The sequence below is a fragment of the Paracoccus onubensis genome (genome assembly GCF_003591515.1).
Taxonomy (GTDB): domain Bacteria; phylum Pseudomonadota; class Alphaproteobacteria; order Rhodobacterales; family Rhodobacteraceae; genus Paracoccus; species Paracoccus onubensis.
In genome coordinates this window covers 1-17454 of sequence record NZ_QZCG01000004.1, presented here as the reverse complement: position 1 = coordinate 17454, position 17454 = coordinate 1, and the positions used below count along the sequence as shown (strand labels likewise).

Here is a 17454-nt window from a genome sequence, read left to right as displayed (position 1 = left end):
TCCTGGAGACGTATTCAACCATGTTGTCAGCATAACTTACGTCCATCCGATATGATGTTCTGGAGAGGCAAAAAAACTAAGTAACGGGGGGTAATGCTGGATTTTTTTAATCTGCAAAGCCGGAATACATCCGGTTGCCTGCGAATATTTTTCCTGGGATGCCGTCAGAACAACATGATCCAGAAAAATACCATCACTGCCAAAGCGCTCGTCCCCAGCCCAATTCGAAGAAGAATGCTGTTTCCACCCACCCGATTCCAGAATTGCGCCCCGGGATCGCTTTCTGCATATGAATGACGATACGCCGACGAAATTGACGGTCCTCGGAAGTTTTGCTCTCTTTCCCGAATATACGTGGTGGAATCTTCCTCCGTATGTAGAATATGTGTCATGTGTTTCCCTCCCATATTTGTTTTGCCGTTACCTCGGTCGTGACAACGAAGGGGAACAGTTTTTGCCCATTCCGAGGGGGGTACGGATCTGATTGAACACCGCTTGCAGGTATCCTATTACCCTCATTCTTCCGCTGGGTCCGGAATGTCGGATGGGTAATGAAATCCGACGACCGGCAAGCTATCGCTTGTGCGACACAGACCCAGTTGTTTTTCGCAACCTACACGCATTACACTTCCCTCCAGCATTCGAACACTTAGGTGAATCGCTCGAATGCATCCTTCGTTGCACCGAAATGAAGGCTTGGCGGTCGGAGTGTGGCACCACCCTGACCGCCTTTCCCGCCAAGATATTTCCCGGGAATGAGGCCCGGACATAGCGGGATCGCCGTATGAGATGCCCGAATTACACCTTCGGGCATCACCAATCGTTGGTTTACGACACCAGCGGCTTGCCGTGCTGCAGATGGCGCATCGCAAGCTTGCGGGCCTTGCGGCCCGAGGGCAGTTCACGTGCTGCCGACGGAACGGTTTCCGCATCCCTGAGCTGCGGGAAAAGCGAGAAGATTTCCTCGCGGGCCGCAATACTCACGGATTTCAGTGCCTGCGGACCGGTATAAAGCGATTCCGTTTCGGCACCATTCGAATACACCACCTCATGCTGATCAAACAGAAAATGGAAATATTCGACCTCGGAAACCTCCGCGATATCAATTCCGTCCAGTTGGCAGAGTTGCTTGGCCGCAACCAGGACTTCCATCGTTCCAAACATGCGCTGTGCGATTTTCGAACGCACCAGAACGCGGTGCTGCGGGGAAACCAGCAAATCCGATGACGGCGTGTTTTCCCCAAGAGCACCAGCCCTGATCCGGACTGGACGAAGGCTCGGATTACCTTCGAGCACGGAAGAACTCAAAGATGTCGAACCGATCCAACGGATTTCCTGAATACCATGATCACGGGTAATAATCCGGTCCCCGACGCTCAGATGTTCTACGGCAACCGGACCGTTTTCCGTTTCGATCAGCGATCCGCGAACGAAGCAGACGACGGTATGTTCGTCGTCGCCCAGAAGCTTGGTGCCGGCAGGGTCGGTTGTGGAGGTTATGATCGCCGTATCCATGATATACTGGCTGAGATCGGCGGCACTGCCCAGAATAGGTCCCAGAAGTCCGGTCGGATCGAGATCGGCCAGAGTATCCGTCAGTTCCGAAACGGGGACCTCGATCGTGATCAGGTTATTCGATCCCGGCAGGTTGACCTGCAGAGACGCCATGATCCGATCATCGCTCAACGGCTCGTCGGTGATCGCGTACACGTTCCCGTTTTCATCAGCGAAATAATCCACGTCGATCGGGTTGACCGATACGCTGACGCCTAGCCCCAGCAAGTTATCAGTCATGCTGCCAAGCGTGAGGCCAGCGTTTTCGATCACACCCGTGCCGACATAGGTCCCCGGAGTAGCGGTTCCGTTGGTCACCGGGGCAAGATAATCGCCCTGTTCCAACGTGGCGGCATCACCATCGTCCTGCACATTATATTGGCTGATTTCGTCGGAACTGCCGAAATTGTTTAATACGGAAGTCGGAGGGATTTCCACGATCGTCAGATCGAGTTCATCCAACGCGAGCACTGCGCCCGCGAGCTGAGTCATATAGGCCATGAAGGCATCCTTTTTCGTTAGCACCGAAGTACGCCCCAGGAAGGACGGCAAAATACAGCACAGGCGCGCAAGTTGGCACACTCACGCAAGCTAACGTCACAGGAAACAATCAATCGGAAATATTGCAATCAACCCGGAAGCGCCACCATGCAACGGAAATACGGCAGATTTGTCAATAGGAAATGGTTAATGAAATCTGATTTTCACTTTTTACGGGATTTTCGAAGAAAGTGAAAGAATAGGATAGGTTATGATCGCTATAAAAAACAATAAAATGGATGTTGTATTTTAGAAAATATTGTCTCGAGACCTGTTACCTTCGCTTCCTATACTCTGAAAATTGACCTGTTCCTCTGATGTCAGGGATACCCAAGGCTATTAGGTTATAGTGGTCGGATGAGCGGGAAATATCATCACCCGTTTTTTCGCTCGGAGAGCAGCGCAGAAAACGAGAAAGAAAACCCAGGATCCTCGCTTGTCGATGACCGCTGGAATTTACTCCGTGACCCCATAGCATTCGGCCGCAAAAGAGCAGCGCGTAGCATAAAACAAGGTAAAACCGCTGCTCATATCTATACTTCTTGATTTTCGGACCTGATGCAAAGATGACGAAGATGCATCAGGGACCATGCCGCAATCCCTGCACCACCAACGCATATTGTTTGTTCCCGGCGATCTGTGGCGCTGCGTTTCAGAGCCAATGGGGGGCCGTCAAATCGCCAAAACTCATGCTGTGTTCCGTCATAACTATGCGGTTTCCATGCGGGCGAGGGCTGTGTGATGACTGATCGCTCGATTCTTTTCAGCAGCCCGATGCTTTGCGCCCTTCTCGAAGGCAGCAAGACGCAGATGCGGCGGCTTCTGGGTGCGGGAGATGTGGCAGGGCCTGTCAGTCGGGGATTACCAGCCGACGAAAGATCGGGGTTGCGACCTGCGCTATGCGGCGACCGACCCTCCTGCATGCGCCGACAAAAATGTGCGGGGCTATCCGTGGCGTCCCTCAATCTTCATGCCTCGCTGGGTCAGCCGCCTGACGCGGGTCCTCACCGATGTTCGCGCACGGCGGTTGCAGGAGAACAGCGAGGGAGATGTGATTGCGGAGGGCGCGAAAGAAGGTGCGCATCCGATCCATGAGGGATGCGGGAACCATGACGGCGGTGCAGTTCCATATCCGTCTGCCCGCTGCATTGAGCGCCTTTCGGCCAGCCTGAACGCAAGGCGCGGATTCGGCTGGTCCTCCAATCCTCAGGTCGCGGCAATCGCCTTCGCCGCCCACCGCAGGAACATCGATAAGGTGGCAGCGTGACGGCTGAGTTGTTCGAAGTCGGAATACCCGCGCCGACAGCCGTAAAAGCTTCGTGGCGGACCACCTTCTACCCGTCTCATTGCCGATAACGGAAAGCTTCAAGCCGCGGATATTGTCCGGCAGGGATTGCTAATACCGCGCTGGCCGGAAGATTGCGCGGCCTGCCCGCATTGGCGGGGGTGAGTTCTGTCTCGACATCTTGAATGATCTGCGAGTTAGGAACTTTCCGGAAGTTCTTCTTAGGAACTGAGCTTAGCTCATATGCAGCGGCCATGAAGAATCTGTCGATCGGTCGTAGACGTGATCGCTTCATCCATCAAAAAATAGTTTGGACCCGTTGAACTCAGTGAATTTGTTGCTATCTGACAGGCTGCGGACCGGGCCCCTCTGACGGGAGATTATCTACCGTGATGTCGGCCGCATCGGAACGATCCGATGCCGTGGTGGTCCGACGCTTGCCGCTAATTCCTGGCTGTTCCGATTGATATCAGTAATCGAGAGGAGCGAATCCCATGGAATTTCTTTTTGCCGATTGGCTCGGCACCCCCGCGTGGTTCTGGCTGGCCTTCCTTGGTCTGGTGGTCGCACTGACCGCATTTGACCTTGGTATTCTCCACAAGGAGGATCGCGAGATGGGAATTGTGGAGAGCCTGAAGCTGTCCGCTTTTTACATCAGTATCGCGCTGCTGTTTGGTCTGTGGATCTGGTATGCCCGCGGGCCCGAGCCGGGGATGCAATATTTTACAGGCTTCTTCATCGAGAAGGCGCTGTCGATTGACAACGTATTCGTGATCAGCCTCATCTTCTCTTATTTCGCCATTCCCCAGAAGTACCAGTACAGGGCGCTCCTCTGGGGTATCATGGCCGTGATTGTGCTGCGTGGCCTCATGATCGCCGGCGGTGCCGCGCTCGTGAACCAGGCTTATTGGGTCATATACCTCTTCGCGGCTTTCCTCATCTTTACCGGCGTGAAGATGTTCTTCGCGGGTGACGAACCAATGGACGTGGCCAACAACCCTGCTGTTCGATTTATCTCGAAGCACATGCCGGTGACGCAGGAGCAGCACGATCAGCGTTTCTTCGTGAAGATCGCCAACCCAAAAACGGGCAAGCTGGTAACAACAGCTACGCCGCTGTTTCTGGCTTTGGTGGTGATCAATTTGGCCGACCTCGTCTTCGCGGTGGACAGCGTGCCAGCGATTTTCGCGATCACGACGGATACTTTTATCGTCTATACGTCTAACATCATGGCGATCCTGGGTCTGCGGGCGCTCTACTTCGCGCTTGCCGCAATGGTACACCGCTTCCACTATCTGAAATATGCGCTTGCCGCAGTGCTGGTGTTCATCGGAACCAAGATCTTCGTCGCCGATTTCGTGCTGAGCGGTGACAAGTTTCCGCCCGTGTTAAGTCTTGGGGTTACTTTCGGCTTGATCGCGGCCGGTATAATCTATTCGCTTTGGAAGACCCATCGCGCCGAGACGCTCAACTAGACCGGCATCTTCTCCGTGCCGGTGCTCTGCGCGGTACATCGTCATGAGCGGGATGCAGGCCGGGATTATCGCCCCGGTCTGCGCTTCTGGCTGGACGATCTCGCGATCCGGGCAGGAACAGCGCCAGCGGTTTCGGAAAAGGCCGATGATGCCGGATCACGTCAGCCCCGCGATAGATGGCTGACGTGATCCGAAGTGGCGGAGTTGTTGCGACATGCAGAACCGCATGTTCGCCGGTTCATTCTGTTGTCAATCTACGCAGGGCGCAGGGCGAGTGCTGTCATGGACTTGATTTGGACGTGTGTTGATCTGGATCAACGTTTTATCCGTTTTCGGGCGGACGGTCAGGCCGAGACGAACAAACGTCGGGGGCGGGTGAAAATTCCCCGACAGCTATACGGCCATCACATGGGCCGTCATGAAGGGCTTTGGCTTGGAACAGGCGGCGGAGTATTTCGATACGACATCGGAGACGATTCGTAAGCACTATTGGCATTACAGTCCGCACGGTCAGCAAGAGGCTGTCGAAACCATCGAAAGGAGCAGATAACTGTGCAAAACTTGGGCGCAATGTCAGCTAAGTACTGGTGCTGCTGGACAGGATTGAACTGTCGACCTCTCCCTTACCAAGTGTCAGCATCCCACGCAGAATAAGAGAAAACCCGCAAAAAAGCGGTTTCTTGAATGGCCGTGTTCTCGGTTTGTGCAGGGAATCCGGGTTCACGCAGGTTCATCGAACCAAAAAGCACTCCCCTAGTTTGCGGGAGGCGGTGTGATGGCCGAGAACAGCAAGATCGAGTGGACCCATCACACGTTCAACCCATGGATCGGCTGCCAGAAGGTCGGGCCGGGCTGCGACCATTGCTATGCTGAGGCGTGGGACGCGCGCGGGCTCCAGCAGCGCGAGACGCGCTGGGGGCCGCACGCCGCCCGAACGCGCACCAGCGCGGCCAACTGGCGCAAGCCGCTGGCATGGGACCGCGCCGCTGCCGTCGCCGGCGAGCGCCGGCGCGTGTTCTGTGCGAGCCTCGCGGATGTGTTCGACAATCACGCCTCGATCCTGCCGGAATGGCGGGCCGATCTGTGGGAGTTGATCGCCCAGACGCCGAATCTGGACTGGATGCTGCTGACCAAGCGTCCGGGCAACATCGGAAACATGCTGCCGGTCCCGTTTGACTTTGAACGGCTGTATCCGAATGTCTGGCTCGGCTGCACCGTGGTCAATCAGGAGGAAGCCGACCGGGACGTTCCGAAGTTGCTGGCGGTGCCGGCGGCGATTCGGTTTCTGTCCATGGAGCCGCTGCTGGGGCCGGTGGATCTGCGACATTGGATCGGTGTTGAACCTGTCCTGCCGGGAGCATCCACTCATTTAAGTGCGGACGGGTACGAGCGACAGGACATTGGCGGTGGAATCATCGACGGTTTGGACCTCGTGATCGTCGGAGGCGAGAGCGGACCCGGAGCGCGGCCGATGCACCCGGAGTGGGTACGGTCCCTGCGCGACCAGTGCTATGCGGCGGGCGTGTCGTTCCATTTCAAGCAATGGGGCGAGTGGGTTACCGCAAAGGGTCTGCCGGGGCATCTGCCCATCGGCCATGTCTTTGACGATGGCTATCAGATGATCCGTCTCGGCAAGAAGGCCACCGGCCGTCAGCTTGACGGTCGGACGTGGGATGAAATGCCGGAGGTGCATCATGGCTGATAAGAATCTTCTTTTCAGCGGCCCGATGGTCCGCGCCCTTCTCGACGGCCGCAAGACACAGACGCGGCGGGTGTTGAAGCTGCCCACCAAGACCCATAATGACGGCCCGATATACGAGCACCCTAAAATGGGCGGCTGGGCTGCGGGCACGATTGGCGGTAAAGGCTGCTATCTCGATCCCGCCAAGACGATCCCCGCTCCGGAACGTACCTGCATCTGGCATCAGACCACAGGCACCACGATGCTGCCATCCTATGCCCCCGGCGACCGCCTCTGGGTGCGGGAGGCGTTCAGCTATGACAGCCTCGATGTTGACCGCGAAGGGGTCCTGCCTCCCTGGTATTGGGCGGATGGGAACCCAAGCAGCGGCGATTTCACCCGTCCCAAGCCATCCATCCACATGCCCCGCTGGGCCAGCCGCCTGACGCTGATCGTCACCGATGTGCGCGTGCAGCGGTTGCAGGAGATCAACGAGGCGGATGCGGTGGCCGAGGGAATAGAGGGCGATGGCCAAGGGGCCTGGCGCTGTTACCTGCCGGAGCCCAAGAATCAGACGCATTGGTCCTGCCCTCGCGAAAGCTTCCGCACCCTCTGGGACAGCCTGAACGCCAAACGCGGATATGGCTGGGACGTCAATCCTTGGGTCTGCGCCGTCACCTTCACCGTTCACCGCATGAACATCGATCAGATGGAGGCGGCATGACCTTTCAGAAAAAAGCGAATGCATGGGCGGTTGCATGCTTTGGCGAAGAGATTGCCAGGGACAAGGCAGAGCGGGCGCACCGCTTCCTAGAGGAAGCTCTTGAATTGGTCCAAGCGGGCGGATGCACCGCATCTGAGGCGCACCAACTGGTGGACTACGTCTTTGGCCGTCCAGAGGGTGATGTGGCCGTGGAGATAGGCGACGTGATGAACACCGTTGCCATGTTCGGCACCGCCTATGACATCGACATCGAAGCGGCTGCTGCAATTGGCCTGAATAGGTGTTGGGCCAACATCGAAAAGACGCGGGCGAAAAGGGCGGCTAAGCCCTCCTTCTCGCCACTTCCCGAATAGTCCAGCTAACCCCGGAGGCCAGAATGGCACTTCCCTATGCATCCTCGACGGCCGGCCAAGCGCGAGAGAAGGAAATCCGCGACACGCTCCGGAGCGTTGGCGCGTCGGCTGTCGGTTTCATGGTCGATGACGATGCAGATCAGATCATGGCGCAGTTCCGCCTGCATGGGCGTGAGGTGACGATTCCCGTCCGCGTCGGCGCCTATGCCGAGGCGTGGCTCCGCGAGAACAAGAAGGGGCCACGGACCAAAGAGGCCGATCATGCCGCCAAAGGCAGGAAGATCGCAGAAAGCGCTGCCTGGGCGATCATGGCTGACTGGATCAAGGCACAGGCTGCGATGATGGCAGCCGGTTTCCTCAATACCGATACTGCGTTCCTGCCGCATATCCATTTGCCTGACGGCAGGAGGGTAGGGGACGCGATAACGACGACAAACGGTCCGCTGCGCTTGCCACCGCCAGACTAGATCGCATGCTTCGAAAGGCCTGAACTATCCGAGCCGCGATTGAGCGGGCTATGTGGCTGCGGTAAAACTTAGGTCTACATCAATGTCGTCATGAGTAAGGCCTTTCGCCTCGGCATGACTTTCGATTAAGGCCGACCGGACTGTGTTGGCGGCATAGCTCATGCCCTCGTCATTGATGTCGTCAACCGTTCCGGTGTGGATGATTTTCCCATCGGACCGTCTTTTGGCCGTGTACTCATAACGCATCGCGTCTCTCCACCAATAGACCATCGATCACAGCACGCCTTCCCGATTCCCGCAAACGAATAATTCGAAAGATTGCGGATTGCCTATAGGCTTGAACTGATCATTACTGTCCTTATGAAAGCGAATCATGACGACAAGACATTCACCCTGATCGGCCGGTACTGGTTCGGGATATTCCCAATCGAAAAACTGCCTAAGCAACTGGCGTTTTACCGCGGATAGCGAGACAAGTTTCCCAAGGCGAAGGGTGTTTATGGCGCAGCGATTGAGGCGCTAGAAGCTTTGGATTCCCGATCAATCAGTGAGGTCGCGTGATGGAGCCGCCTGCTTCAATTTCGATCGCGGGCCAAACGAAAGACCTAAAATCTGTGAAGCTATCGTTCGTTGCGTTTATCTAGATAGGATAAAATATTTTTCAAGTAAGTTTGAGATTCTTCTCTTAGATCTCGCCTCAACAAGATGAGATCTCTCCTGCTTATATCATCGTTTACAATCATATTTGCTAGTTTTCCGAACTTTCCGGTATCCCCGAAGATACTTAATGCTGGATGTCCGGAAAAAGGAAATGAAACAGCTAGAATTTCTGGAAAGTATATAGAAAAAAGATCCTTGTGCAATCGATCTTCAGTGATGCTAGAGTCGTATATCAGTAATCCTGAGTTAATAGTCTTTCTAGAAATTGTCTTTAATTCACAATTTCCGTAGGTCTTCTCTAGGTTTGAAGTGAATCTATCGTCAAATGGAGCGATTTTTGGGAATATAGAGAATTGTGGGGAGGCCAAAAAAACAAAATCATAATTAATTTTTTTTGAAAACAGAACCGCTCCATATCCACCCATTGAGCTTCCAAAGGCAGTTATCCTTGAATATTTCTTGGAGAACTCTGCTATTGCACGTCTTGCTTTATTGAGATCTGGAACAAGAAACCAGTTGTTATCTTTGCAGTGCACATGAAGTAAGGCTGTGTTTTTATGATAAATAGGGTAGCCGTGTTTCGGGAAATTTCCGTCACGGGTGCGCATGTGATCGAAGACTATTGATAAATTATCAGAATTTTCTTTGTAGCAAATGCAATTTAGATGGTCGGACCTATAAACTTCTATCGGTTTCATGGGAGTCAATTCCTGTAACTTAGAAGCTTTATGGCGTCTGCAAAATGATCCAGTAAAGCCATTATTTCCTGCAAGTGCATGACTTAGAATAAGCTGGAACGCATAGACGTTCAAGCACTCGAATCTGATGTTAGGGGGGGTGCTATTGGCGGTATTCCGCCACTGAGTTTCATTGGGTTCTGAGGTTGGCCGCCAAACATTGAGCGTTGTGGGCTGTTCTTCTCATCGTTTGTGTGATGTCGTGGTGGCATTATGTAGGTCACAACTGATCTTTGTATACAGAATCAAGGTGTAGCGGGAAATTCGACCGTACTCGACTTGATCCGGAAATCTGCAACAGCTCTGGCTTGAGCGCGGTTTCATGAGAGATGAACGCTGGGCCTGCGTGCCGATGTGGCTTGGTGCAGGTCACGACTGTGCGAGCCGTGGTGCTCAGACTTGCCTTTTGCATTACGCATGAAGTCTCTGTAAACGAGCAGTGCAGTACGCGTCTAACGATGGATATAGAGAAGAGAAGAGTGCCGTGGCAGACATTTCTGAAGAACCCACGAAGATCCGCGATGGCTGGGACGAGCTGAGCGACATGTACCAGGAAGTGCTCACTGCTGAGAGTTCTGGGCGCCACAGAATCAATCAGCGGCGAAGCGTTCTGCGGCTAGTTCCGAAAAACGGGGTTGGCGCCGAGATCGGCGTTTTTACCGGTCTGTTTGCCCCTGTTCTTGATGAAATTTGCAAGCCGACGAAGTTGTACCTCGTGGATCCGTGGGACAAGTTGCACGGGACACATTTTCCCGATTGGGGTGCGTATACCAATCAAGTGCGTGTTCCGACTGCTGGCGCGAAAAAGGCAGCAGAGCTTCGTGCGAGTTATATGAGCTGCATGGCAGAGGTGGTTACGGCGTTTTCGGGAGAATGGCTTAAGACCCAGAACAAGGGGGCATTGGACTGGGTATATCTGGACGCTAATCACAAGTTTGACGAGGTCTTGTCGGATCTGCGCGACATTGATGCTGTTCTGGCAGAGAACGGTATCATTCTGGGAGATGATGCCTGGGTACAGAAAACGGGTGAGATCAATGGCGTTTGCGAGGCTCTGTATACGTTCTGTCGGGAACAAAACTACTTGATCATTCATTTGGATGGACATGGTCAGTGGGCGATCAAAAGAACTCGTGACGTTATCAAGGTCGTTCCGGCGGATGCAGAACCCGCAAGTGAGCCGGAAACTATTGAGATGTCAAATGTAACAGGGATCGCTGATTCTACGAGCAATCGGGAGGCTGTCGAGACTTCTGACATTAAGCCTGCTGCCCAACCGGCAGGCTTTGTTGCCCGGTTGAGGGGTTTATTCAAGGTGTTTGAATGAAAAGGAATATCGTGTTGCATCTTGGTGCGCATCGTACCGGAACAACAGGCTTACAAACCTATCTCCATAAAAATGACCGGAAGCTCAAGGAAGGCGGCTGCGATCTTCTGTATCCTCCGAAATCGAGGGAAGTTGCATTCAATTATTTCGATCCGAAAGGGGAACTCGGAATTTATAGCGATGAGAATATCGTCGGCTACATGGAGGAGAACATCGCATCAGCAAAACTTTATCCTGATGCCGTTGGAAAGTTGAGGCGACTGGAAGATCTAATTGATCGGATCCATACCGTATATTTTTCGATTAGAAATCACGAAGATTACTGGAAATCTTCGATATCCTATTGCGTACAGAAAAATGGTCTTAAATTACCTGATGATGAGCAGTTGGATAAGATCGCTGAATCAGAGCGCGGCTGGTTAGAAGTCATTAAAGATATTAGGAAATTATTTCCGGACGGGGTCAATTTTCACGTTCGAGAGTTCAATTGGAAGACAGATAACCCAAAGCAGCAGTTGATTGCCATTTGCAAGTGGCCCTTGCTCAAAGAAACTACGCTTGAACGTAAGAAGCACAATCCAAGCGCTGATCGCGACACCCTGATCAGGACGCTATCCGAACGGGGCGCACATGACGCTGTAACGAGATTGACCGCTCATGATAGTTTTGAGCTCTTCTCCCCAACGCAGAAGCAGAAACTGTTCGATCTATATATGTCGGATATTGACAGAATTTCCGAACTCTCCGATGTACAGTTTCATTCTGACGCAACCTCGAAGCTACGCGAGGATTTGACACCCAGACAAGAAAAGAAAACGTCAGGAAAGGTTAAAGCCGGAGAAAAGGCGGCTGCCACGCAACTGGTATGCTTTCTACATATCGGTAAGACCGGAGGAACATTCCTAAAATCTCAGTTCTCTAGCAAGGAGGCAAGGGCTAGGAATATCATATTGTCTGGCCACAATATGACCCTACACAAGTCTCTGGAAGCCTATGGCCCGCAACGCCGATTGGCTTTTTTCTTCAGGGATCCGGAAGAGAGGTTCGTATCGAGTTTCTATTCGCGTTTGCGTCAGGGGCGTCCAACACACGATGTTAACTGGACTGCTGGTGAAGCTGCGGCTTACAGCTTCTTCGGAGATCCCAACTCACTTGCTGAAGCACTCTACGGACAAGATGAAAGATTGCAGTCAGCGGCGCGCTTCGCGTTTAGCAGTATTTTCCATCTTGCTCTGTCTCATGAGCATTACTTGGCCTCGCCTCAAGCTGTCGAGAATGAAGAACGGCTCGGAAACATTCTGATTTGCTGTGAAACGAAGAATATCGATTACCACTGGGAAAAAATCATAGGTATTCTCGACGCGGAGGAGATCACATCTGGAGTTGGGCGGACGAACAATTCTACCTCTCGCGGCAACGTAGAGCTGAGCGATATCGCAAGGTCGAATCTGGCAAAATTTTGGAAAAAAGAATTCGAAATCTTTGAAACCTGCAAAAAAGTAGCGAACCGGTTAGGATTTGACAGAGTAAGATGACTAGGAAAACAGCACATATCCATATCGGAACCGATGGGGCTGCCCCGAAGTTAGCAACTGCAGTGATGCGTGATCTGGCACGCCGAAATAGAGCTAAGGGCTTTCATTTTGTCGATGATGGTGAGTTTGGAAAGGTACTTAGGGGAGCCATTGGAGCAGCCGATCACAGTGCTGCGCGTGCATCTGTGATGGACTTAAGTGCTTCGTCCGATACGCTTCTTTTCTCAAGACCGAAGTTTATGTATGCAGGCCAGCCGCTGAATTTCCCCGGCGCCTTGGAAAAGTCCGTTTATAAGCTTACCTTCTTTCAGTCTATCTTGCAGGATTTTGATGTCATCCTCCATCTGCTCGTCACGGACCACGTCACATATTTAGCAAGTCATGCGGATGTTTTGGAAAAAACACACCCGACGGATGTTTTACCCTCTTGGTTGCCATTCGTGTCGGGTCTCCAGAAAAAACTGGCCGAAAACTGCGAAATGATTATATGGAACGCCGAGCATCCTGAGCAGGTGGCCGCAGAGCTTTATGCAAGCATATGCGGAGAGCCAGTCGAAAAGATTGATGTGACTGCCGCATTACAGGACGGGAATAAAAAACGCGCGGCTGAGCAAGTGGTTATTGATGCTGGGTGGGACCTAGAGCTCCTCGACGATCTGTATGAACAAGATCTAAAAGTTATACTTCACGGAGAAGGGTAATGAAGATTGAACTCAAAGACTCCAGAGATGGAGCGATTCTAGAAGTTCACGGCATTCCGGCCGAACAAGCGGAATCTGTTTCTGATATGCTAAAAGATCTTTCTAGCTATGTGCAGGATTATCTGCAGTGTCTGGAGAAACGGTTCGAACTGGCGACGGAAGGGAATGCCCCGCTATATTCTTCGGTTTCCGCACAGATTATAAAGTCTCGCGCATCCCTGGACGATGCCGGCCAGCAACTCGCGCTGGGATTAGCAGCAGCACGGGGAGAAATCAGCGCGACAGACCTCGGGTTCCCTGAGTTCGATAAGCCGGGTTGAGTGCTTTCGAGATGCATCCGCTTCGTTAGTGCTACGATCAAGGCGTTGGAAAAGCTGGCACGATAGATGAACTCATGAAAAAGCCCGCGCTGGTTCCGTGGCGCGGGCTTGATCGTAGCGTGAGTACCGAATGCAGGGAAGATATCGGGTCCGCCTGCGCGATCCAACCCGTAAGATTACCTATGCAGAATTACTCACGAAATAACCTCAGCCACTTTCATCAACGATAGCCAAAGTCTGGCCCATGCCCCATTGGGATACCCCAGCCAAACCACCAGTCCAGCCAGATGATGACAATGACGGTGCCACCTAGAATCCAAGGGATGGCATGGGCAACGCGCCCACGGAAGAACTTCTTCATAAACGCTCCGTTCTACCCACCCTGCTCAATCAACTCCGGCCCATCATCCTTGATTCTGAACCTCGCCACCAGATGATACTGTAGCTTCACGCGCACCATCTGCTCCAATTGACCTGCATATGAGTAAATCTACGTAGGTAACCTTACGCATAGCCCGGCTACCGCTAGATCGAATATAGGCGTGGCATTAACGACGAATATTTTAGGGTGAACATGTTGTTTCATGATCAAGCCCGCGCCTCCTCTTGTGCGCGGGCTTTTTTGTGCTCACAGCGCGCCGGCGTCCTTGAGTGCACGAGACAGCGCGTCGGCCTCGTTGGCGGCCCGGTATGCCTGCTGCCGCGTCCAAACGGTTCGGGTTTTCCCCATCAGCCGTTCCACGAGCGCCCAAAGTGACAAGATGGCGAACGCCAAGCCATAGACCGCTTCGGCGGCCACGTCCGCGGGAATGGGGAGGGGAACGCCGAACAGTGCCAGGGCAGCAAAGATCAGGGCGAATACCTGGGCGATGAAGCTGCGGTTAGTGAGGAAGACAGACCAACGGGGGCCAGCGCTGCCGGATTGCTCGGCCAGATCATTTGCCATGCGGACGGTCGCGGAAATTTCCTTGATGAGTCTGATCATGATGTCAGTCCAAGATAGGCCACCAGCGCGGCGGCGATTGCAATGATGACGGTAGCGATGGATGAGCTTTTCGCCGGTGCCGCCGGGGCAGGGACCGGGCCACTTCCCGTCTGATACCGCTCCCGTGCGATCGCCAGCGCCTGCTTGACCTCGGCGATGCTTGCATGGGCTGCATTGAGTCCGTCGCCCGCGTAATAGGATTGCCCGGCTTTGATCTTCCTGCTCGCGCCCTGCATGTCATGCGGCACCGGCAGGCTGGCCCATTCCTTCGCCAGACCAATCGCCATATCGTCGCTATCGATCTTGCCGTCGAGGAACCTTTGAAAGCCGCGCCCGGTCAGAAGGTGGCAGGCCATCGTATCCTGCGTAGCCGCGTCGAACTTTCGCGACGTATCAAAGCGCATCTGCGAAACGATGTCTTTCAGGGTGGTGCTGATGATCTGATATTTCCCGGCCGCTGTTGAAGCGAGGCCCTTGCTGCGCCACCAAGCCTGCCACTGCATGACCTGGGCAACGGTGTTGGCAGTCAATTTGTCCGGGCGCATGCTTATCGGAATACCGTTCCAGACGGTATCATAATCGCTGCGGCCCTCGTATTTCCCGATCAGATCAAGAACCGGTCCAGCACGATAGATGGTGAATGACACAGGAAGTCCCTCTCGCCTAAAGCAAGGGCGCACTTCCTATGCGTCCGATGGTTAGAAGATATCAGATGATGCCGCCTCGGCAAAGGCATCATCTTGGCGGATGCGTCTTATCGTTCCAGTGGACCTGATGTCCGCGTCCCAGCAGGATCTTTATGTCCCGGTTCTGCTCGAGCATCATGTCCTTCAGGTCATCGAGGGCATCTCGCGTGTCGGCGCGTTCCCTATCGATGCGCTGTTCAAGGCGGGTCACGTCTTCCGCATTTTTCTTCACCTTGCCCTCCAATCTGGCAAGCCAAAATATGCCACCGATCGCGGCGCCGATCATACTGACCAGTTCTCCGAGCGAATAATTCACGGCTTCGGCCCCCCATAGTATATTTCCAGCGTTACCGTTCCGGCTTCAGAACCCCGGACACGTTGCGTTGGCTGGTCGTAATGCAGGTTGTCGGGAAGGAAGGTCGCACCTTCTGGGCGCGGGATATACCGGCACCGCGGCAAAGCAAGGGGATCACCGCTATTGCTGTCCAGTTTGGCTTGGCTGGCCACCATGTTCGCCACGTCCGCGCGTTCCCGATCAAGCCAGCCGATCTCGCTGATGACGATCGGGAAGTTACCCCAGCGCTTCCGCAGGAACTCGAAATCGGAGCGGATCAACAGGGTATGCTCGTCACCGGTGATATCGGCCAGATCGGCCTCGCCCTGACAGAACAGGCACGCCGCGACGGTAGAACCTTCCGGCGCTTTGGCTAGCACCCCATCAACTTGCTTGAGCAGGTTTTCCCAGGCCTCGCCGCCGGTTTCGGACCCGGGTTCATGATACCACACATCGCCCGGTTGACTTCGGCCGCCGCCCGAGTAACCGCACGCGGCGTAAACAAGCACCTCGTCATCGCGCAGCCCGTCGCAGAAGGTCCGGGCGAATGCCCCGGCCGGGCCGCCGCCCACGTTGCCGGACAGATGTACAACCGGGTCGCACATGAGCATCGGAACGCCCAGACCCTCGCCGTCCAGAAACGCGCCGCGTGTCGACTGCTGTGACGATGGGATCACGATTGCGCGTGGTTCGGGCGTGTCGTTCGCCACCCGGTCAGATGCATCGCCGGGGCCGACCCAATTCGACTGCGAATAGACAAAGACGATCCGCCATTTCTTTTTGAGCAGTTCGGTAATGCTGTAGACGCGCATGTAATCGGACTCGATCACCGCACCTGCGTTCACATACATCCGCGCGCGGGTGTAATCGCCAGTTGCGGTCAACTGCCGCGAGTAGTTCCCAATATCGGAAAAACCTGAACCGTTCGTTGCCGTGTTCGGGAATTGGAATCCGACGAATTGATTTCCAGCCGAGCGGGCCGACACGCCGAACAGCACTCCGTATGCATCACCGGTCACGGCAGGTTCCAGCATGTCAATTCCGGATACGCTCGTGGCCGTGTTGGACCCGTCCCACTTGGCCAGACCGTCGGAAAAGTTCAGACCCTCTGCCGCATCCCAGCCGTCAGCGGTTTCGAACTCGCCGGCAAGTTGTGGAATCAGATTGGGAGGCAGTGATTGCGGTTGCTCCGGCCACGTATCGCCCGAAAGCGTTGGCATAGGGACCGCAGGTTGCACCGGAACCAGAGGCCATTGCCCGAATACGAAAGTGGCATTCACAGGACATAGACCCCGATAATCGCAGTCGGGTTTTGCCTCGGCTTGAATGTGAACGTTCCGCCTTCTGCAACAAGCACTGCCTGATTGAAGGCTGGGATGATAAGCCCGTGATCTTCACCCGGCGGGCACATCTCGACTGTGCCCGTGCCCCTGTTCTGGACGTAGGCACCTTCCGGCACGACGATCTCGATATCTTCGGAAATGGTGTACAGCGCCATAGGAAGCTCCTCTTGCTCGAATGCAAGGGCGCACTTCCTATGTGCCCGGTGACCCAAACATACCAGATGTTGGGGGTGGTCGTCCAATGAGAATGAACGTTAAATCTCGTGCGAGGTTAGCAAGAGCATGTGAGTCAAGGAATGCTCGACGGATTAAGCAGTGAGCCAGGCACTCTTGCAGATTCGCTGGTAATCAGGCAACTGACCGCGTGTCGCCTTAATATGGAGATCGGAATGAGCTTGGATAATAATTCCCCTGCGCAACGACGTTCCCCATTCAAACGTCTAGTCCTGCCAGAATACCCGGATGTACCGCTTAGCGGCGCAACACTCTACGATCTCGCCGTACGGTTTGGGAACGCTGGTCAGCTTGATCACACCACTGCAAATGGCAATAGGATCAGATGTTCGGATACGTCACACACTCTATCGATGAAGCGAACTCGAGTTTATTTTAGTGGCAAGTGAGAACGGCGGTGCGAAATTAGTCCACGGAAGCGGCGGCTTGGTGCTGCTGCGGGCGGTGTAAAAGTCGTCCACCTTTTCCCTTTCTGTAGTTGCAGGGAGGGCGGGAGGATCTACAGCGTGGAAC

The 17454-nt window shown here is 54.1% G+C and carries 20 protein-coding genes; 11 read left to right on the top strand and 9 right to left on the bottom strand.

Going from position 1 to position 17454, the window contains the following annotated elements; translation table 11 throughout:
- Positions 1 to 828: 828 nt before the first annotated feature.
- Positions 829 to 2055: a Hint domain-containing protein gene (locus D3P04_RS06675; protein ID WP_119747183.1), complete on the bottom strand. Its 1227-nt coding sequence runs from the start codon at positions 2053 to 2055 to the stop codon at positions 829 to 831.
- Positions 2056 to 2920: 865 nt separating this feature from the next.
- Here D3P04_RS06675 and D3P04_RS06670 point away from each other — a divergent pair.
- The 7 genes from D3P04_RS06670 to D3P04_RS06645 all read left to right on the top strand — a co-directional run bounded on the left by D3P04_RS06670 (position 2921) and on the right by D3P04_RS06645 (position 8079).
- The gene (locus tag D3P04_RS06670; protein WP_147391902.1) at positions 2921 to 3361 is read left to right on the top strand and encodes a hypothetical protein; all 441 of its coding nucleotides are present in this window, start codon (positions 2921 to 2923) and stop codon (positions 3359 to 3361) included.
- 512 nt (positions 3362 to 3873) lie between these two features.
- On the top strand, positions 3874 to 4854 hold the full coding sequence (locus D3P04_RS06665; protein WP_119747179.1) for a TerC family protein: 981 nt from the start codon (positions 3874 to 3876) through the stop codon (positions 4852 to 4854).
- A 43-nt stretch (positions 4855 to 4897) separates the two neighbouring features.
- Complete coding sequence (locus D3P04_RS23300) at positions 4898 to 5038, top strand: hypothetical protein (RefSeq protein ID WP_182912759.1); 141 nt, start codon at positions 4898 to 4900, stop codon at positions 5036 to 5038.
- 591 nt (positions 5039 to 5629) lie between these two features.
- Positions 5630 to 6556 carry a phage Gp37/Gp68 family protein gene (locus D3P04_RS06660; RefSeq protein WP_119747177.1) on the top strand — a complete coding sequence of 309 codons (927 nt, stop codon included), beginning with the start codon at positions 5630 to 5632 and terminating at the stop codon, positions 6554 to 6556.
- Positions 6549 to 7259: a hypothetical protein gene (locus D3P04_RS06655; RefSeq protein WP_182912758.1), complete on the top strand. Its 711-nt coding sequence runs from the start codon at positions 6549 to 6551 to the stop codon at positions 7257 to 7259. The genes D3P04_RS06660 and D3P04_RS06655 overlap by 8 nt, the downstream gene beginning before the upstream one ends.
- Complete coding sequence (locus D3P04_RS06650; protein ID WP_119747173.1) at positions 7256 to 7612, top strand: hypothetical protein; 357 nt, start codon at positions 7256 to 7258, stop codon at positions 7610 to 7612. The genes D3P04_RS06655 and D3P04_RS06650 overlap by 4 nt, the downstream gene beginning before the upstream one ends.
- 23 nt (positions 7613 to 7635) lie before the next feature.
- Entirely contained in the window at positions 7636 to 8079 is a 444-nt protein-coding gene (locus tag D3P04_RS06645) for a hypothetical protein (protein ID WP_119747171.1), read from the top strand.
- 48 nt (positions 8080 to 8127) lie between these two features.
- Here the strand turns inward: D3P04_RS06645 and D3P04_RS06640 are convergent, their stop codons facing one another.
- Both D3P04_RS06640 and D3P04_RS23070 read right to left on the bottom strand, forming a co-directional pair.
- Positions 8128 to 8325: a hypothetical protein gene (locus D3P04_RS06640; protein WP_147391901.1), complete on the bottom strand. Its 198-nt coding sequence runs from the start codon at positions 8323 to 8325 to the stop codon at positions 8128 to 8130.
- A 374-nt stretch (positions 8326 to 8699) separates the two neighbouring features.
- Entirely contained in the window at positions 8700 to 9437 is a 738-nt protein-coding gene (locus D3P04_RS23070) for a hypothetical protein (protein WP_147391900.1), read from the bottom strand.
- A 523-nt stretch (positions 9438 to 9960) separates the two neighbouring features.
- Here D3P04_RS23070 and D3P04_RS06630 point away from each other — a divergent pair.
- The 4 genes from D3P04_RS06630 to D3P04_RS06615 are packed head-to-tail and all read left to right on the top strand — an operon-like array spanning position 9961 to position 13359.
- Positions 9961 to 10803, top strand: a complete 843-nt coding sequence (locus D3P04_RS06630; RefSeq protein WP_147391899.1) for a class I SAM-dependent methyltransferase — start codon at positions 9961 to 9963, stop codon at positions 10801 to 10803.
- The gene (locus D3P04_RS06625) at positions 10800 to 12338 is read left to right on the top strand and encodes a hypothetical protein (RefSeq protein ID WP_119747165.1); all 1539 of its coding nucleotides are present in this window, start codon (positions 10800 to 10802) and stop codon (positions 12336 to 12338) included. Before D3P04_RS06630 ends, D3P04_RS06625 begins: the two co-directional genes overlap by 4 nt.
- Entirely contained in the window at positions 12335 to 13039 is a 705-nt protein-coding gene (locus tag D3P04_RS06620; RefSeq protein WP_147391898.1) for a hypothetical protein, read from the top strand. Before D3P04_RS06625 ends, D3P04_RS06620 begins: the two co-directional genes overlap by 4 nt.
- Entirely contained in the window at positions 13039 to 13359 is a 321-nt protein-coding gene (locus tag D3P04_RS06615) for a hypothetical protein (RefSeq protein WP_119747161.1), read from the top strand. The genes D3P04_RS06620 and D3P04_RS06615 overlap by 1 nt, the downstream gene beginning before the upstream one ends.
- 220 nt (positions 13360 to 13579) lie before the next feature.
- Here D3P04_RS06615 and D3P04_RS23295 read toward each other — a convergent pair whose 3' ends face one another.
- The 6 genes from D3P04_RS23295 to D3P04_RS06590 all read right to left on the bottom strand — a co-directional run bounded on the left by D3P04_RS23295 (position 13580) and on the right by D3P04_RS06590 (position 16862).
- Positions 13580 to 13720: a hypothetical protein gene (locus tag D3P04_RS23295; RefSeq protein ID WP_182912757.1), complete on the bottom strand. Its 141-nt coding sequence runs from the start codon at positions 13718 to 13720 to the stop codon at positions 13580 to 13582.
- 267 nt (positions 13721 to 13987) lie between these two features.
- Positions 13988 to 14344: a hypothetical protein gene (locus D3P04_RS06610; RefSeq protein WP_147391897.1), complete on the bottom strand. Its 357-nt coding sequence runs from the start codon at positions 14342 to 14344 to the stop codon at positions 13988 to 13990.
- On the bottom strand, positions 14341 to 14991 hold the full coding sequence (locus D3P04_RS06605) for a lysozyme family protein (protein WP_119747157.1): 651 nt from the start codon (positions 14989 to 14991) through the stop codon (positions 14341 to 14343). Before D3P04_RS06605 ends, D3P04_RS06610 begins: the two co-directional genes overlap by 4 nt.
- Positions 14992 to 15079: 88 nt before the next feature.
- Positions 15080 to 15346, bottom strand: a complete 267-nt coding sequence (locus D3P04_RS06600; protein ID WP_119747155.1) for a hypothetical protein — start codon at positions 15344 to 15346, stop codon at positions 15080 to 15082.
- On the bottom strand, positions 15343 to 16584 hold the full coding sequence (locus tag D3P04_RS06595) for a hypothetical protein (protein WP_147391896.1): 1242 nt from the start codon (positions 16582 to 16584) through the stop codon (positions 15343 to 15345). The genes D3P04_RS06600 and D3P04_RS06595 overlap by 4 nt, the downstream gene beginning before the upstream one ends.
- A 56-nt stretch (positions 16585 to 16640) precedes the next feature.
- Positions 16641 to 16862, bottom strand: a complete 222-nt coding sequence (locus tag D3P04_RS06590) for a hypothetical protein (RefSeq protein WP_119747151.1) — start codon at positions 16860 to 16862, stop codon at positions 16641 to 16643.
- Positions 16863 to 17454 lie beyond the last annotated feature (592 nt).

Excerpts from the sequence above, each read along its gene's own strand:
- D3P04_RS06645 (WP_119747171.1), top strand. The coding sequence starts at position 7,636 with ATGGCACTTCCCTATGCATCCTCGACGGCCGGCCAAGCGCGAGAGAAG.
- D3P04_RS06640 (WP_147391901.1), bottom strand. The coding sequence starts at position 8,325 with ATGCGTTATGAGTACACGGCCAAAAGACGGTCCGATGGGAAAATCATC.
- D3P04_RS06665 (WP_119747179.1), top strand. The coding sequence starts at position 3,874 with ATGGAATTTCTTTTTGCCGATTGGCTCGGCACCCCCGCGTGGTTCTGG.
- D3P04_RS06595 (WP_147391896.1), bottom strand. The coding sequence starts at position 16,584 with ATGCCAACGCTTTCGGGCGATACGTGGCCGGAGCAACCGCAATCACTG.
- D3P04_RS06660 (WP_119747177.1), top strand. The coding sequence starts at position 5,630 with ATGGCCGAGAACAGCAAGATCGAGTGGACCCATCACACGTTCAACCCA.
- D3P04_RS23300 (WP_182912759.1), top strand. The coding sequence starts at position 4,898 with ATGAGCGGGATGCAGGCCGGGATTATCGCCCCGGTCTGCGCTTCTGGC.
- D3P04_RS06615 (WP_119747161.1), top strand. The coding sequence starts at position 13,039 with ATGAAGATTGAACTCAAAGACTCCAGAGATGGAGCGATTCTAGAAGTT.
- D3P04_RS06655 (WP_182912758.1), top strand. The coding sequence starts at position 6,549 with ATGGCTGATAAGAATCTTCTTTTCAGCGGCCCGATGGTCCGCGCCCTT.
- D3P04_RS23295 (WP_182912757.1), bottom strand. The coding sequence starts at position 13,720 with ATGAAGAAGTTCTTCCGTGGGCGCGTTGCCCATGCCATCCCTTGGATT.
- D3P04_RS23070 (WP_147391900.1), bottom strand. The coding sequence starts at position 9,437 with ATGAAACCGATAGAAGTTTATAGGTCCGACCATCTAAATTGCATTTGC.
- D3P04_RS06650 (WP_119747173.1), top strand. The coding sequence starts at position 7,256 with ATGACCTTTCAGAAAAAAGCGAATGCATGGGCGGTTGCATGCTTTGGC.
- D3P04_RS06590 (WP_119747151.1), bottom strand. The coding sequence starts at position 16,862 with ATGGCGCTGTACACCATTTCCGAAGATATCGAGATCGTCGTGCCGGAA.
- D3P04_RS06675 (WP_119747183.1), bottom strand. The coding sequence starts at position 2,055 with ATGGCCTATATGACTCAGCTCGCGGGCGCAGTGCTCGCGTTGGATGAA.
- D3P04_RS06610 (WP_147391897.1), bottom strand. The coding sequence starts at position 14,344 with ATGATCAGACTCATCAAGGAAATTTCCGCGACCGTCCGCATGGCAAAT.
- D3P04_RS06620 (WP_147391898.1), top strand. The coding sequence starts at position 12,335 with ATGACTAGGAAAACAGCACATATCCATATCGGAACCGATGGGGCTGCC.
- D3P04_RS06625 (WP_119747165.1), top strand. The coding sequence starts at position 10,800 with ATGAAAAGGAATATCGTGTTGCATCTTGGTGCGCATCGTACCGGAACA.